The 14,897-nt window shown below is 73.2% G+C and carries 9 protein-coding genes; 1 reads left to right on the top strand and 8 read right to left on the bottom strand.

Annotation, left to right across the window (positions count from 1 at the left end; all coding sequences use genetic code 11):
• Nucleotides 1–22 precede the first annotated feature (22 nt).
• Genes ACIGEP_RS09235 through ACIGEP_RS09210 form a run of 6 tightly spaced genes read right to left on the bottom strand, consistent with a single transcriptional unit; the run spans nucleotide 23 to nucleotide 7,483 of the window.
• A complete protein-coding gene (locus ACIGEP_RS09235; RefSeq protein ID WP_396661327.1) occupies nucleotides 23–1,021 on the bottom strand; it encodes a hypothetical protein in 999 nt (332 codons plus the stop codon).
• Nucleotides 1,018–2,088 (bottom strand): phosphotransferase family protein, encoded by a 1,071-nt coding sequence (locus ACIGEP_RS09230; RefSeq protein WP_396661326.1) that lies wholly within the window; start codon nucleotides 2,086–2,088, stop codon nucleotides 1,018–1,020. The genes ACIGEP_RS09235 and ACIGEP_RS09230 overlap by 4 nt, the downstream gene beginning before the upstream one ends.
• Nucleotides 2,085–3,941 (bottom strand): ABC transporter ATP-binding protein, encoded by a 1,857-nt coding sequence (locus ACIGEP_RS09225; RefSeq protein WP_396661325.1) that lies wholly within the window; start codon nucleotides 3,939–3,941, stop codon nucleotides 2,085–2,087. Before ACIGEP_RS09225 ends, ACIGEP_RS09230 begins: the two co-directional genes overlap by 4 nt.
• Nucleotides 3,938–5,074 carry a glycosyltransferase family 4 protein gene (locus ACIGEP_RS09220; protein ID WP_396661972.1) on the bottom strand — a complete coding sequence of 379 codons (1,137 nt, stop codon included), beginning with the start codon at nucleotides 5,072–5,074 and terminating at the stop codon, nucleotides 3,938–3,940. The genes ACIGEP_RS09225 and ACIGEP_RS09220 overlap by 4 nt, the downstream gene beginning before the upstream one ends.
• Nucleotides 5,074–6,312 carry a glycosyltransferase gene (locus tag ACIGEP_RS09215; protein ID WP_396661324.1) on the bottom strand — a complete coding sequence of 413 codons (1,239 nt, stop codon included), beginning with the start codon at nucleotides 6,310–6,312 and terminating at the stop codon, nucleotides 5,074–5,076. The genes ACIGEP_RS09220 and ACIGEP_RS09215 overlap by 1 nt, the downstream gene beginning before the upstream one ends.
• Nucleotides 6,302–7,483, bottom strand: coding sequence for a glycosyltransferase family protein (locus ACIGEP_RS09210; RefSeq protein WP_396661323.1), 1,182 nt, complete (start codon nucleotides 7,481–7,483; stop codon nucleotides 6,302–6,304). The genes ACIGEP_RS09215 and ACIGEP_RS09210 overlap by 11 nt, the downstream gene beginning before the upstream one ends.
• A gap of 291 nt (nucleotides 7,484–7,774) precedes the next feature.
• Here ACIGEP_RS09210 and ACIGEP_RS09205 point away from each other — a divergent pair, with 291 nt between their 5' ends.
• Nucleotides 7,775–10,069, top strand: a complete 2,295-nt coding sequence (locus ACIGEP_RS09205; RefSeq protein ID WP_396661322.1) for a rhamnogalacturonan lyase — start codon at nucleotides 7,775–7,777, stop codon at nucleotides 10,067–10,069.
• A gap of 191 nt (nucleotides 10,070–10,260) precedes the next feature.
• On the opposite strand, the gene ACIGEP_RS09200 is transcribed toward ACIGEP_RS09205, so the two are convergent.
• Nucleotides 10,261–11,565: a cellulase-like family protein gene (locus ACIGEP_RS09200; protein WP_396661321.1), complete on the bottom strand. Its 1,305-nt coding sequence runs from the start codon at nucleotides 11,563–11,565 to the stop codon at nucleotides 10,261–10,263.
• Nucleotides 11,562–14,804, bottom strand: a complete 3,243-nt coding sequence (locus ACIGEP_RS09195) for a DUF5107 domain-containing protein (RefSeq protein WP_396661320.1) — start codon at nucleotides 14,802–14,804, stop codon at nucleotides 11,562–11,564. Before ACIGEP_RS09195 ends, ACIGEP_RS09200 begins: the two co-directional genes overlap by 4 nt.
• Nucleotides 14,805–14,897 lie beyond the last annotated feature (93 nt).

Genomic DNA, 14,897 nt, shown 5'->3' with positions numbered 1-14,897 from the left:
AGGGTGCGCGCCATCCGCCCGCTCACTCGAGCAGCGCGCGCTCGGCCCAGCCGCGCCAGCGGGGGCGGAAGAGGTAGAGGCACGCCAGGCGCAGGCGGGTAGCGGCGGCGTACGCGGCCGTGCGCTCGGGGTCGGCTCCGATGGCGGCCGCGGTCCGGTCGATCCAGGTGCGCGCGACGTCGGCCCGCGCCGGGGCCCACATGCCCTGCGCGACGCGCAGGTCGACGTGCTCGCGCAGATTGGCGAGGTCGAGTTCGGGCTCGGCGGCGCTCACCGTGTCGACGTCGAGCAGCCCGAGACGCTCGCCGTCCCACAGCAGCTGCTTGTCGTGCAGGTCGCGGTGAGCAAGGACGTGACGGGACGACGGATGCCCCAGCAACCCCTCCTGCACGGCGTCGACCCTGCGCCGGATCGCATCCCCCGCGACGGGCAGGGCGCGTGTCGCGTGCGCCGCCCAGTCCGCGACCACTCCCGCCTCGGCCGCGGCGTCGTGGACGGCCGCACCCGCGGCATCCGTCCCGGCGAGGGCCACCCACGACTCGTGCCAGGCGGTCCACGGCGCGTGCGGGTCGCCGGCCGGGTCCGCGACCCACGCGTGCAAGGTCGTGCCCGGCAGTGCTGAGAACCGCACGACGCCCCGTGCCTCAGCCTCGCCGTCGCGGTCGAGCTCGGGGAGCGCGAAGGCCGCGCCGAACGCCGCCGCATGGTCGGATGCCGCGATCACCGCGGCGGCCTTCTTGGGGCGGACGACCTTGAGGTAGGCCGCCCCATCCGGGGTGCGGACGACGGCACGCTTGCCCGGGCGGTGCGAGACAAGGTCGCCGGCGAGACCGCGCAGCCCCGGGAGGGCGGGGTCGTCGCCGGCCGGCGGGACGGCGAGGCGTCCGCCCGACCACCACGCCCCGCGCACACGGTCGGCCGCACGCAGCTCGACCGGGACCGGTCCCTCTGCGGCGGGCCAGGCGCGGGACACGGTCCACTCCACGCCCTCGTGCCGCACGCGCTCGGGCAGGGCGATCATCGGGCGGCCCCCGTGCCGACGTCGATCGCCGCATGCAGACCGTCGCGCCAGTCCGCCCGGCCGGTACGGAACGGTTCGACCGCCCGCTGGAGGGCGGCCGTCGCCGTCCACCGGTCGACGGCGCGCTCGTTCACCGGGGCGTCGTAGCCGGATCGGAGGGCATCGGTGAGGGCGCGACCGGCCAGCAGCTCTCCGGCAGTGAACGCGCCGAGGTCGCGCTCGGGTTCGCCCCGGCCCGCGCGGTCGAAGTCGATGAGACGCACCTCGTCGCCGCGGCGCAGCACCTGGTCGGCGGTGAAGTCGCCGTGGACGAGCGCCGAACGCTCTCCCGTCGGCAGGGCGCGGACGCGTTCCGCGAGCGCAGCGGCACGGGCACCGGCGTCGGCGTCGAGGCGGCCGATGGCCGCCACGGCCGTCGCGAGATCGCCCTCGGCGGGTGAGGCATCGGGCGCATCGTCCGCGGGCGCGTCATGCAGCGCCGCGAGCGCGCGCCCGGCCGCGGCGGCCGCGGCGCGCGAGGGCGACGCGGCGAGGTCTCCCGCGCCCCACCAGCGCGTGCGCTGGATGCCGGGGCGCACAAGCTCGGCGGGGAGCACGGCGGCCCCGCCGGCGGCGAGGCGCTGCGTCAGGTCGGCACGACCGGCATCCGTCGTCGCGACTTTCACGACGTCGCCGCCCGTGCGCAGCACGACGCGGCGGTGCGGGTTGTACCTCAGCACGGTCGCGCCGTCGCCGAGCACACGGCGCGCGCGTCCGAGCGGTTTCGCGAGCGCGCGGTCGGCCGCGAGGGGTCCCGCGCAGGCGGCGTCGACGGCGCGGAGCCGGGTGACCTGCGCGCCGATGCTTGCGGCCCGCGCGTACAGCTTGAGGAGCTTGCCCGGGTCGGCGTACGCGGCGACCCAGCCATGGTCCTCGCCCGTGCGCACCCCGAGCACAAGGCTCGTCGCCGGCTTCCACCGGACGCGGGTGATCTCGACCTCACGGCCCAGCGCCTCGGAGAGTCGCGCTGCATCCAGCAGGACGTCCAGCGCGAGGACGGGGTCGTGCAGCGTGTCGGCGGCGATCACGAGGCGACCTCCTCGGTGTGCATCGCCCGGCGCGCGGTGCGGAACCACTGCGACAGGCGCGTATCGGCATCAGCGAGCAGGACGGCCGGGTCGCCGTCCTCGACGATGCGTCCGTCCTCGAGCCAGAGGACGCGGTCGGCACCGGTCACCGCGACCGGATCGTGGGTGATCGTGAGGGTCGTGCGCCCCGCGGTGAGCTCGTCGAGCGAGCGCTGCACGGCGTGTTTGGACTCGGGGTCGAGCCCGGTGGTCGCCTCGTCGAGGATCACGATCGGCGCGTCGCGGAGCAGGGCGCGCGCGATCGCGATGCGTTGGCGCTGGCCGCCCGAGAGCGTGTTGCCGCGGCCGCCCAGCACCGTGTCGTAGCCTTCGGGCAGCGCGGCGATGAACTCATGCGCCCGCGCCCGGCGAGCCGCCGCCTCGACCTCCGCATCGGTCGCGTCCAGACGCCCGTGCCGGATGTTCTCGCGCACCGTCGTCGCGAACAGCACGGTGTCCTGCAGCACGACCGAGACGGCCCCGCGCACGCTCTCGAGCGTCGCCGCCCGCAGGTCGACACCGTCGATCGTGACGCGTCCCCAGGCCGGGTCCATCGACCGGCCGACGAGCGCGGCGAGCGTCGACTTTCCCGCCCCCGAGGGGCCGAGCAGGCACACCGACTCGCCGGCGCGCAGATCGACCGACAGTCCGCGGAACAACAGGGTGCCGCGACCGTCGGCGAGGGTCACGTTCTCGAACGACACCGCGCCGGCACGGACCTCGAGCGGTGCGGCGTCGGGGGATTCGACGACCTCGACGGGGGTCTCTAGCAGATCCGCGACGCGCTCGCCGGATGCCGCGGCCCGCGCGATGCGCCCGGTGTACTTCGCGAGATCCTTCAGCGGTCGCATCGCGAGCTTGAGGTAGGCGGTGAAGACGACGAGGTCACCCGGCGACATCCGGTTCTGCAGCACCTGCCATCCGCCGCCGACGAGCACCAGTGCGAGCGCGAGGCCAACGATGACGTCGGTACGGCGCTCGAGGGCGGCGGCGAGGCGCCGCGCCTTGACGCCTTCGCGGAGGGCGACGGCGTTGCCCCGCGCGAAGACGCTGGAGCGTTCGCGCTCGAGGCCGAACGCCTGCACGACGCGGATCGCATCGAGCGTCTCGGAGGCCGACTCGGCGAGCCGGCCCTCGCCCTTGCGGGTCGTCCGGGAGGCGGCGGTGATGGCCTTGCTCGACCGGCGCGAGAGCACCCAGTAGGCGAGAGCGGATGCCGCGACCACGACCGTCAGCATCGGGTCGAGCCACATCATCACGGCAGCGAGCGTCACGAGGGTGATGACGTTGCCGATGAGGGGCAGGCCGGCGCTGACGGCGACCTCTTGGAGCCTGCCGACGTCGCCCACCAGGCGCTGCACGATGTCTCCGGACGGCGCCGTCGCGTGGAAGCGAATCGACAGCGCCTGCAGGTGGTCGAAGACGCGGGCCCGCAGCGCCGTGGCGACGCGCGACCCGACGAGGGCGAACGCGATCGTGCTGAGGTACGAGCTGAGCGCGCGGAGGCAGACGATGACGAGCAGGGCCACGCCGCATCCGATCAACAGGTCGATCGTGGCGGGCGGGATGCCGGTGGTCGCCGCCCCGGTCGCGCCCAGACTGACCGCGAGCGAATCGACGACGAGCTTGAGCGGCCAGGGTTCGAGGACGCGGAACGCGACCTCGAGCAGCAGGACGAGCAGACCGAGGACGAGCAGGAGGGCGTGCGGGCGCAGCAGCGGGCGGACGGTCGCCAGGGTGCGGCGGACGGGTCCGGCCGCGCGGTCAGCGGCACGGTCGGCGCGGGACCGTCGCGTGCGGGGGGAGCGGATCATGCGGACACCTCCTCGCGGCGGGCGCGGTCGGGCAGGGCGGTCAGGATGCGATCGAGGACCCGCGTCCAGTCGTGGTGGGCGACGGCGTCGGCGCGGGCGGCCGCGCCGAGTCGCGCGGCGAGGGCGGGGTCGTCGGCGAGCCGTCCGAGGGCGGTGGCGAGAGCTGCGGCCGAGCCCGGCTCGACCAGCAGGCCGGTGCGTCCGTGGTCGATGATCGCGGGCACCTGGCCGACGGCCGAGGCGACGACCGCGAGGCCGGCGGCCAGGTATTCATAGACCTTCAGCGGCGAGAAGTAGGCGGCCCCGGGTGGGTACGGCGCGACGCCGACGTCGAGGTCGGCGAGCGCGTCGGGCACGTCGGCCGGCCGCAGGGCTCCCGTCGAGGTGACGGCGACGCCTCGCTCCGCCGCGCGGGCGAGCAGCGCCGGGCCTTCGGGGCCGTCGCCGACGAGGGTGAGCGTCGCGCGGTCGCCGAGGACGGCGAGCGCGTCGATGAGCACTTCGACGCCGTGCCACGGCTTCAGCGTCCCCACGAATCCGACCCGCAGCGGTCCGCCGGACGGCCGCGAGGTCGGACGGATACGGGAGGTGTTGACGCCGTTCGGCGCCACGAGCGGGTGGGTCGCACCGTGCGCGGCGGCCCAGGCGGCGACCGGCTCCGACACGCACGCGACGGCGTCGGCGGTCGCGAGGGCGTCGTGCGCTGCGGCCGCCGCCTCGGCCTCGTCGACGAGATCGCGGTGCTGCCGTTGCTCCTCGATGAGGGGCGCGTTCACCTCGAGCACGTAGTGGGCGCCCGTCGCGCCCGCGACGACCGCGCCGGCCCGGCTGAAGAGCGCGAAGCGTTCGTAGACCAGGTCGCAGCCGTCGGTGACGATGCGCGCGGCGAGCCGCCGGGCCGCCTCGGCGACCCACTGCTCCCGCTCGGCGGGCGCCCCCTTACCCACGGGCACCTCGACGACCGACACCTCCGCGAGGTCGCGCGGCACGTGGTCGCCACGGCGCGTGCAGTACACAGTCACCTCGTCGCCGCGCGCGCGGAACGCCCGCACGATCTCCTGCACGTGCACCGAGGCGCCCTTCGTGCCGAACACCGGGATCCCCGGGTCGACGCAGAGGTAGGCGATGCGCATCACGCCACCTCCTCGAGCGCGCGGCGTCCCGCGTTCGAGGTGAGCGCGGCGAGCGCCGCGGCCTGCCGGCGCGAGTCGAACCGCTCCTCGACGAGGCGACGAGCGCGCGCGGCGAGGGCCGCGGCATCCGTCGTCCCCTCGGCGAAGCCGCGCAGCGCGGCGACGAGGTCCGGGGCCGAGCCGGCCCGGCACAGCACCCCGGTCTCGCCGTTGCGGACGACCTCGGGGATGCCGGTCACGTCGGTCGAGATGCACGGGATGCCGGTGGCCATGGCTTCGAGCAGGACCGTCGGCAGCCCGTCGGCGTTCCCGTCGTCCGAGACGACGCACGGCGCGACGAAGACGTCGGACTCGGCGAGCAGCCGCGCGATCTCATGCTGGGGGAGCGGACCGAGCAGGCGGACCCGGTCTCCGACGCCCGCCCGCTCGATGCGGTCGGCGAGATCGAGGGCGAGTTCGCCCGTGCCGGCGATGTCGGCGGTCACATCGACGCCGGTGTCGCGCAGGAGCGCCACCGCGTCGATGAGGATGTCGAACCCCTTCTTCTCGACGAGCCGCCCGACCGCCGCGATCCGCAACGGGCCGCGCCGGAGCGGGCGGGGACGGAAGCGGAACCGGTCGAGCTCGAGCCCGTTGTACAGCCGGTGCACGTCGCCCGTGCCGGGGAACGCCTCGCGAACGAAAGCGAGGTTGTAGTCGCTGACCGTCACGGTGAAGGCCGCGTCGGTGAGCTTCTGTGCGAGGGCCGCGCGGTCGACGCTCTCGTGGAACAGATCCTTCGCGTGCGCGGTGAACGAGTACGGGATGCCGGTGAGTCGCGACGCGAGCCGTGCCACAGTCGTGGCGACCGAGCCGAAGTGCGCGTGCAGGTGGGTGATGCCCTCGCGGCGGGCGGCGGCGGCGAGCAGCACCGCCTGCACGGCGTCATCGACCTCGGCGGAGAGGAGTTCGCCGAGGTGCGCGGCGATCGCGTCGGCCAGCGGCGGGCCGGCCGCGGCATCCCGCAGGACGGACCAGAGCGCCGACGGCTTCGTCGCGCGCCCGAGGTGGAAGACCGGCGCCTGCACGCGGGCCAGCTCGGGATGGAAGCGGGCGTCGTCGGTGGGGCGGAGCGCGAAGACGACGAGGTCTTCGCCGAGGGCCTCCCGGGCGAGGATCTCGGTCACGACGAACGTCTCGGAGAACCTCGGGTAGACCTTGACGACGTAGCCGATGCGAGGTGCGGCGTCAGACGGCATGCTCCATCAGCTCCTTCCGGGTGCGGGCCGCGGCGACGAGCTCGGCGGCGTGGTCGGCGACGGTCGCGAGACCGTCGAGATCGATTCCGGCACGCGCGACGCGGGTGCCGACGGTGCGGGCGAAGAACGCGGTGAGAGCCTCAGGGGTGGCATGCGCCGATGAGAGGGTCTCGACCGCGCCGAGCGAGGCGAGCGCCGCGGCCCGCAGCGGCTGCTCGACGCGGCGGTTGTCGCGCGGCACGATCAGTGCGGGAGTCGCCGTGCTCATGATCTCGGCGACCGCGTTGTAGCCGCCCATGCTCACGACCGCGTCCGCGCGGCGGATGAGGGCCAGCGCGTCGGGCACCGATCGCGTCACGGTCGTCAGGGGCCCAGCCGCAGCGCGGATCGCCCGGCGGTCCTCAGCGGGCATCTCGGGCCCGGTGACGATGACGTGACGGATGCCGGTGGGCACCGTGGCCCGCGCGGCCGCGGCGGCGATCGCGCCGCCGTCCGATCCGCCGCCGACGGTGGTCAACACGAACGGCTCATCGGCGACGGGGTGGCCGCGGCCCGGTCGTCCGTGGCTGAGATACCCGGTGTGGCGGACGAGGGGGACCAGACCCGCCGGGATCTCGCCGGTGCGCGTGAGGTCGTGGACGCGGGGGTCGCCGTAGACCCAGATCTCGTCGAAGGCCCGGCGCACGGCATCCGCTCCACCGATCGCGGCCCACTCGCCGCGCGTGGCCGCCGGCTCGTCGAGGACGTCCCGCAGGCCGAGGACGGTCGTGCACGAGGGGCGGTGCTGTCGCAGCCAGCGCAGCGTCGGTTCGAGCTCGCGCTCGACCCCGAAGGCATGCCGGTCGACGACGAACAGGTCGGGGCGGAAGGCCGCCATCGCCGCCTGCACGCTGCCGCCGCGGATGCCGGTGACCCGCTGCAGCCCCGCCGCGAGGTGCTGCGACGAGTAGCCCTCGGGGCCGGTCGTGATGCTGGGGAGGATGAGCCAGTCCCAGCCGGCCGGGGTGGGGAAGGCCGTGGCCGCGGACTGTCCGCTGATCAGCAGCCCGGTGACCTCGTCGCCGAGCAGCGCGGGGAGGCGTTCGCTGAGTGCGTGGGCGATGGCCAGGTTGCGGCGGACGTGGCCGAGGCCGACGGAGTCGTGCGAATAGAGCGCGATGCGGATCACCATGCGGGAGCCTCCGGAGCCGAGGAGTGGACGTCGATGTGTCCACCGTGTCGGCCGCCGCTAAGTCGCATGTGAGGCGTCGATGAGAGCGCACTTATGTCGTGTGTGTTTCGAGGGGTGGGGCGCGGGTGGTGCGGGTGAGGCGCGGCATCCATCCTTCGCGCGAAAGCGCGCGCTCATGCCGACGATGCCGGGCGGCGGCCGCGGCACCCGTTGACACGATTCAACACCGCACGTAGGCTCGGGGCGCGACTGGGGAAAGCGCATTCCATCACGAGTTCGAAGGTGAACAGCATGAGAAGACCCGTCCGCACGTCCGTCGTCGCCGCGCTCGCCGCGGCGGCCCTGCTGGTCCCGGCCCAGGCCGCGATCGCCCACCCGGGTCACGGTCCGGGAAAGCCGACCCCCGGCGCCTCGCCGCAGCTCGAGAAGCTCGACCGCGGGCTCGTCGCCCTCCCCGGCGAGGACGGTGTCCACCTCACCTGGCGCCTGTTCAAGAGCGAGGCGACCGGGTCATCCGCGACCGGCCTCACCGGCACCGATTTCGTCGTGAAGCGCGACGGAAAGCGCATCGCGACCGTCACCGACTCGACGACCTACGTCGACCCCGATGGCACCGACCGCTCGCGGTACACCGTCTCGCCGCTGCAGGGGAAGCGTGAGGGCAAGCCGTCCGAGAAGGTGACCGTGGAGGGGTCGCCGTACCTCGACATCCCGCTCACGAAGCCCCAGGGCGGCGTCACACCTGCGGGCGAGGCGTACACCTACTCGGCGAACGACGTCTCGGTCGGCGACGTGGACGGCGACGGCGCGTACGAGTACGTCGTCAAGTGGGACCCGTCGAACTCGAAGGACGTCTCGCAGGTCGGCTACACCGGACCCGTCTACATCGACACGTACGAGCTGGACGGCACGCTGCTCAACCGCATCGACCTCGGCGTGAACATCCGCGCCGGCGCGCACTACACGCAGTTCCTCGTCTTCGACTTCGACGGCGACGGCAAGGCCGAGATCATGATGAAGACGGCTCCGGGAACGAAGAGCACGGAGTACAAGAAGGGCAAGGCCAAGAAGGCCGAGTACGTCACGATGCCGAAGGCCGACCGCAAGGCCGGCTACGCGCACTCCGACGACTACCGGATGAGCGCCGAGGACTACGCCGCGCACCTGGCCGATGTCTTCCAGGGCTGGTCGGAGCGCGACGAGGTCGTCTCGGGTCAGTGGCCGGCGACGCTGGAGGAGGCGTTCGGCACCGAGCCGAAGTACGACTACCCGCTCTCCCGCGCCGACGCCGAAGAGCTCGTCGACTACTTCATCGACGTCTACGCCCCCTCGCGCTCGGCCCGCAACGTGCTGCGGAACTTCGAGGGCTTCATCGTCGACGGTCCCGAGTACCTGACAGTGTTCGAGGGCAAGACCGGCAAGGAGCTCGAGACGGTCCGATACGAGCCGGGCCGCGGTGACAACGGCCTGCTCTGGGGCGACTATGCGATGTCTCGCATCGAGCCCGGAAACCGCGTCGACCGCTTCCTGTCGGGCGTCGCGTACCTCGACGGGAAGCGTCCGTCGGCGGTGTTCGCCCGCGGGTACTACACGCGTTCGACCGTCGCGACGTACGACTGGAACGGCAAGCACCTCACGCAGCGCTGGTTGGTCGACAGCGGGCACGTCCCGATGACGAACCCGTTCAACGACGGTCCGCACGGGCGCGACGGCACCGACCCCGAGTACGGCACGCTCACGACCCAGGGCTTCCACAGCCTGAGTGCGGCCGACGTCGACGGCGACGGCAAGCAGGAGATCGTCTACGGCTCCGCCACGCTCGACGACGACGGCGGTCTGCTGTACTCGTCGTTCGACACGATGCCCGACGGCAGTGCGACGCCCGGCGAGAACGTGCGTCTCGGTCACGGCGACGCGATGCACGTCGGCGACTTCGACCCGAACCGCCCCGGCAAGGAGATCTTCACCGTCCACGAGGGCGGTGCGTACGCCCCGTACGGGACGGCGATGCGGGATGCCGCGACGGGCGAGGTGCTCTTCGGCGCCTACTCCGGCCGCGACACCGGCCGGGGGATGGTCGGCGACGTCCGCCCCGACGTTCCTGGGATCGAAGCCTGGTCGAGCATGCCCGCAGGGACGGATGCCTCGGGCCTCCTCTCCGCCGCTGGAGACATCCTGCAGCCCACCAATCCCGGCACGAACATGTCGATCCGGTGGGCCGGCGACCTGACGACGCAGATCGTGAACGGCGCGCAGGACGTGACGCCCACGATCGACGACTGGACGCGCGGGACGATGCTCACGGCATCCGGCACCCTGACGAACAACGGCACGAAGGGCAACCCGTCGCTTGTCGCCGACGTGCTGGGGGACTGGCGTGAGGAGCTGCTCGTGCGGACGGCGGACTCGTCGGCGCTGCGGATCTACGTCTCGACCGAGCCCTCCGAGCACAAGCTCTACACGCTCATGCACGACCCGCAGTATCGGGCCGAGATCGCGCGCCAGCAGACGACGTACAACCAGCCCGCGTACACGGACTTCTATCTGGCGTCCGACATGTCCTTCGCGGACGTGCCGTTGCGCTGACGGGTGGCGTGAGAAGGGGCGGATGCCGGTGGCATCCGCCCCTTCGTTGTGGGCGCGGGCGCGAGTCGCGAGAGTGTCCACATCATGTGTTCCGGACCACCGCACACGATCCGAGCCGTCCGGAACGGGTGTTCTCGTCCACGACACATGATGTGGTCAGGAAGGTCGTAGTCAACCCCGGTGCGTGAGCGTCAGCGCCCGCGCACAAGCGCGTTCACGCGCTGCTGCCAGTCGCGCAGCTGCCACATCGGGTGATGCGGGGCGGCGTTCGAGCAGAGGACGACACCCCACGCGCCGCGCTCCAGGGCGGTGCGGATGCCGTGTTCGGCCAGCTCCCGCCCGGTCGCCGACTCCTCGAACCCGCCGTGCAGCGGGGTGTAACCGACCCAGCCCTCGCCGATCAGCGCGGGCACACCCTGCCAGCGCGCCCACTCGGCGATCGCGATGACGCGGGATTCGATCTCGCGGTGCATCACCTCGGCGTAGCGCGGGTACTCCGCGTCGAGCCAGGCGTCCCAGGCCGCGGCATCCACCCAGTCGTAGCCGTAGATCATCTGGTCGGTGACGACCGTCGCGCGCAGCTTCCACTCCGCCGGACGGCCGTACTCGGCGAAGGTCGGGGCGTCGGTGCGCAGCAGGGCACGCAGGTCGGCGTTCGGGAACCCCTCGCTCCCCTCGGACCGGATGTCGATGCGCTTCTGCAGCGCGTCGAGCACGCCGTAGCTGTAGACGTGGCACTGCGCGGCGCCGAGGCCCTCGGGGATCCGGTGCATCGCGAGGTGGGGCGGTTTGCCGTAGCTCGCGGTGACGATCAGATCCGGATGCCGCCGGCCCAGCCGCACGACCTCGCTCGCCGCCTCTTCGGTCAGCAGTGGCAGGATCGAGAACTCCACCTCGTTGTGGATTTCGACGAGGGCGACGAGGTCGCGGAAGCCGCGCGCGTCGACCCATGCCAGCATCCGATCCCAGGCCTCCGCGAGCGCGCGGTAGCGGGCCTCGAACGGGACCGCGTCGATCGCGTCGAACCAGCGCGGCGAGGCGGCGAACGCGGGCGACTGCTGGTACTCCCAGCTCGAGAGGATCAGCACCAGCCCGTGCCGCCGAGCTGCCGTGAACAGCGCCTCGAGGTGGGCGTACAGGTCGAGCGCGTAGCCGCCGGGGGTGTCGTACCAGCGGGTGCGCTGACCGTAGTACCCGCCGGATGCCGCCGGTCCCAGCCCCTCGATCTCGAGGTCGCGGGCGAGGTCGTCGAGCCCCAGCTCGCCGAACAGCAGCAGCGGTGCCGCGCAGATGCGGATGGCGTTGTAGCCGAGCGAGGCCGCGTCGGCGCATGCGGCATCCAGGTCGGCGTAGACGTCGCCGTCGCCGGCGCGGGTGTACCAGGAGAAGTCCCACAGGGTGATCGCGAGACGGTCCGGTAGATGCGCGGGGATCGGGCCTGTCGGTCCGTAGGGCGCCTCGGCGACGTTGCCGGAACCCATGTAGCGCTCGGTCATGCGTTCATCCTTTCGTGTGCCGTCGTGCGTCCCACGGCGGCGAGTTCGCGCAGGCGGGCGGCCTGCAGCATTCGGCGTTCGGCGGTGTCGAGGTCGAAGACGAGCAGCTCCGGCAGCGACGTCGCGAAGTAGTCGACGTCGTCGGGTGCGGCCTCGACCTGGGCGGCGCGATTCTCGAGCGCGGACCACACGGCGTCGGCGGCAGCGCCCTCGCCGAGGCGGGTGTGCGCGACACCGACCCAGAAGGTCGCCTCATCCGCCGGGCGGGGGGCGACCGCGAGGGGTGTCATCGCGCGGGCGAGTTGCCAGGCGGCGCGCGCGGCATCGACGTTCCCGGCGAGGCGGTGGGCGTCGCCGAGGGCCACGAAGCGTTCCGCCTGCGGCACGGCGGGATGCCGCCCCTCGCCCAGGTTCGCGGGGGCGTCGATCCCGGCGGTGAGCAGGGCGATCGCGGCGTCCGGGCGGCCCTCGTCGCAGGCGCGGCGCGCGAGCAGGCAGGCGGCGCGGTCGTACGCGGCGAGCACGACGCCCTCGCCGCCCTCGAACGGGCGGAAGACCCTCCCGGTGAGGATCCGCCACGCGTCGTCGAGCCGCCCGGCGTCGAGCAACAGACCGATGTGTGTGACGGCGAGGTCGTCGCGGGCGTCGAGCGCCGCCGGGTGGCGTTCGAGCAGCGTGAGGCGGCCCGCGGCATCCGTCCCCGCGAGCTGCGCCAGGAGGTCGCGTTCGAGGACGAGGCGGGGGTCGGCGCGACGGGCGAGGGCGGTCTCGTAGAGGGCTGCCGCGTCGGCTGCCGCGCCGCCGGTGCGGACGGTCGCGAGGGCGAGGCCCCGCAGGACGACGGGGTCGTCGGCGCCGAGCGCGCGCGCCCGGTCGAGGGCTGCGCGGGCGTCGCTGTCGCGGCCGGCGTCGAGCAACCAGGCGCCGAGCATGCCTGCTGCCGCGGACGATCCGGCGGCGGCACCCGCGACGAGCGCGTCGTGCTGGTCGAGCCCCGCGGGGAACGCTCCGCCGAGGTCGAGGCGATCCGCCGCGGCGCGCTCGGCGGCGGCGAGGTCGGGGCGGCCGGCGGCATCCGCCCACGCGGCACGCAGGATCAGCCGGACCGGCTCGAGGGAGCCGAAACCGGCGGGCCCGGTCGCGGGGGCGGCTGTCGCCGAGAGCGCGGCGTCGATCTCTCCGCAACGCGTGAACTCGGCGCCTGCGTCGAGCGCCGCGCGCGGATCGGACGGCAGCGGTCCGCCCGCGAGCAGGGCGGTGAGGGGGTCGAGCGGGTCGTCGCCGACGAGTCCGCGCAGCGACGCCGCCGCCTCGTCGACGCGCCCGAGCCGTCGCAGGACGAGCACGCGCAGGCGCCGTGCCTCGGGGATCGCGCCTGCTGCGTCGGCCAGCCGCAACGCGTCGGTCGGGCGCCCGTTCGCCAGGGCGAGCCGGGCACGGGCGAGGGATGCCGCGCCTGCCCACGCCGCATTCCACGCCGCGCGTGCGAGGTGGCGGTCGGCGTCGGCACGCTCGCCGAGACGCTCGAGAACGAGGCCGAGCAGGTAGTGCGCCTCGCCGTCGCGCGGGTTGAGATTGCGACGGGTCTCGCGGGTCACGGCGGCCTCGAGGTGCTCCCGTGCCGGGACGTATTCCGCTCGGGCGAGGTGCCATGCGCCGAGCATCGTGCGGGCGCGCGCGTCGTCGGGGTCGCGTCGCAGCACCTCGCGCAGGTAGGGGAGGGGTGACCGCGTCGGATGCCGGTACTGCAGCAGATGCGTCGCGGTGAGCATCAGCTCGTCGGTGCTCGCGATGCGCTCGGGCGGCTCGGGCGCGGTCGCGACCCAGGGCTCGACGGGCTCGGCGTCGCGCCGGACCCAGCGGACCAGCACGGTGTCGTCGGCGACGAGCGTCACCCCGATCGCCGTCCCGGCGACCTCGACGACGACGGGCGCACTCGGTCCGACGGCGACGTCGAACCTCTCCCGACCGCCGTCGTCGAGGTCGACGTCGATGCGTGCCGCGCCGTGCGATCGCGTCGCGATGACCCCCACCCGCGACCGGCCGCCGTCGGTCGCGACCGAGACCGCGGCATCCGTCGTCGCCTGCTGCACCGGACCGATCGCGTGGACCGGGAACCAGTGCTGCGAGAACGTCTTGGTCTCGCCGGGCAGGAGCCACGCGAAGTCGGGCTGGTTATCGGTGTAGACGCCGGCCATGAGCTCGACGTACGGACCGTCGGTGTCGGTGAGCTGGTCGTCCCACGCGCGGCCGATAGGCCCGTCGCCCCAGGTCCACTGCTTCTTGCCGGGCGAGATCGCGGGGTCGGCCCAGTGGACGAAACCGGCGTCGGCGGCGTGGTCGTAGCCACCGAAGAACCCGTCGTCGGTGTCGGTGATCATGTACGAGGTCGGCACGGGGATGTTGCTGTAGACGTCGATCCGGTCGGCGTCGGGGTGCTCGGCGGCGAGCGCGGGGTAGTCCACGCCGTAGTACGGCCGGTCGGCTCGAGGGAACGCGGTGATCGCTCGGCGGGCGTGGTCGGCGACGAAGCGGACGTCGTCGGGGAAGAACGACTGGTACTGCTCGTGGGAGCGTGCGGCGACGTTGGCCCACCACAGGAAGGTCTGCGGCACGTCGGTGCGGTTGTGCAGGCGCACGTCGAGCTCGATGAGCGACGAGCCGGGTCGCAGGCGCACACCGTGGACGCCCCGCATCCGCTGCAGGGGGTCGAGGTCGCTGTGCCAGACGACCGCGCTGTCGTCGTCGCCGCGCTCGATGCGGGTGTCGACGGGGAGGTAGGTCGCCGGGCGGTGGTGCTGCGGCCAGTTGAATTCGACGCCGCCCGAGATCCACGGGCCGGCCAGGCCGACGAGGGCGGGCTTGATGACGTTGTTCCGGTAGAAGAAGTCGTAGCCGGCGACCTTGTCGTACCCGATGTGGATGCGGCCGCCCAGCTCGGGCAGCAGCATGAGTCGGACGTACGCGTTCTCGAGGTGGATGGCCCGCCACGCGCGGGGCCGCTTCTCGTGCGAGATCGACTCGATCATCGGCAACGGATAGACCCGCCCACTCGAGCCCTGGTACACGCGGCGATCGAGGAAAGCCGGGTACGGATCGGGGGCACCGGGCTCGTAGGTGTCGATGACGACGTCGTCTGCCCAGCACGCGACGCCGCCCGCGTCGAGCAGCGCTTGCTGGTCGGCGGGGGCGTTGGGAAGGCGGATGCGGCTGGGCGCGGCGTCGGCGTCGTCGGGCATGGGGCGAATCTACGTGGCGTGCCAGTGCGGAGCCATGTCAGAAAGGGGCGCACGCATGGATGATCCGACGATCAGGTGCGTCATGATGGAGTC

Origin of the sequence: Microbacterium sp. NPDC077663 (assembly GCF_044542795.1) — a bacterium.
GTDB lineage: Bacteria > Actinomycetota > Actinomycetes > Actinomycetales > Microbacteriaceae > Microbacterium.
The sequence above is the reverse complement of the archived record's forward strand: the minus strand, read 5'-3'. Positions and strand labels throughout refer to the sequence as shown.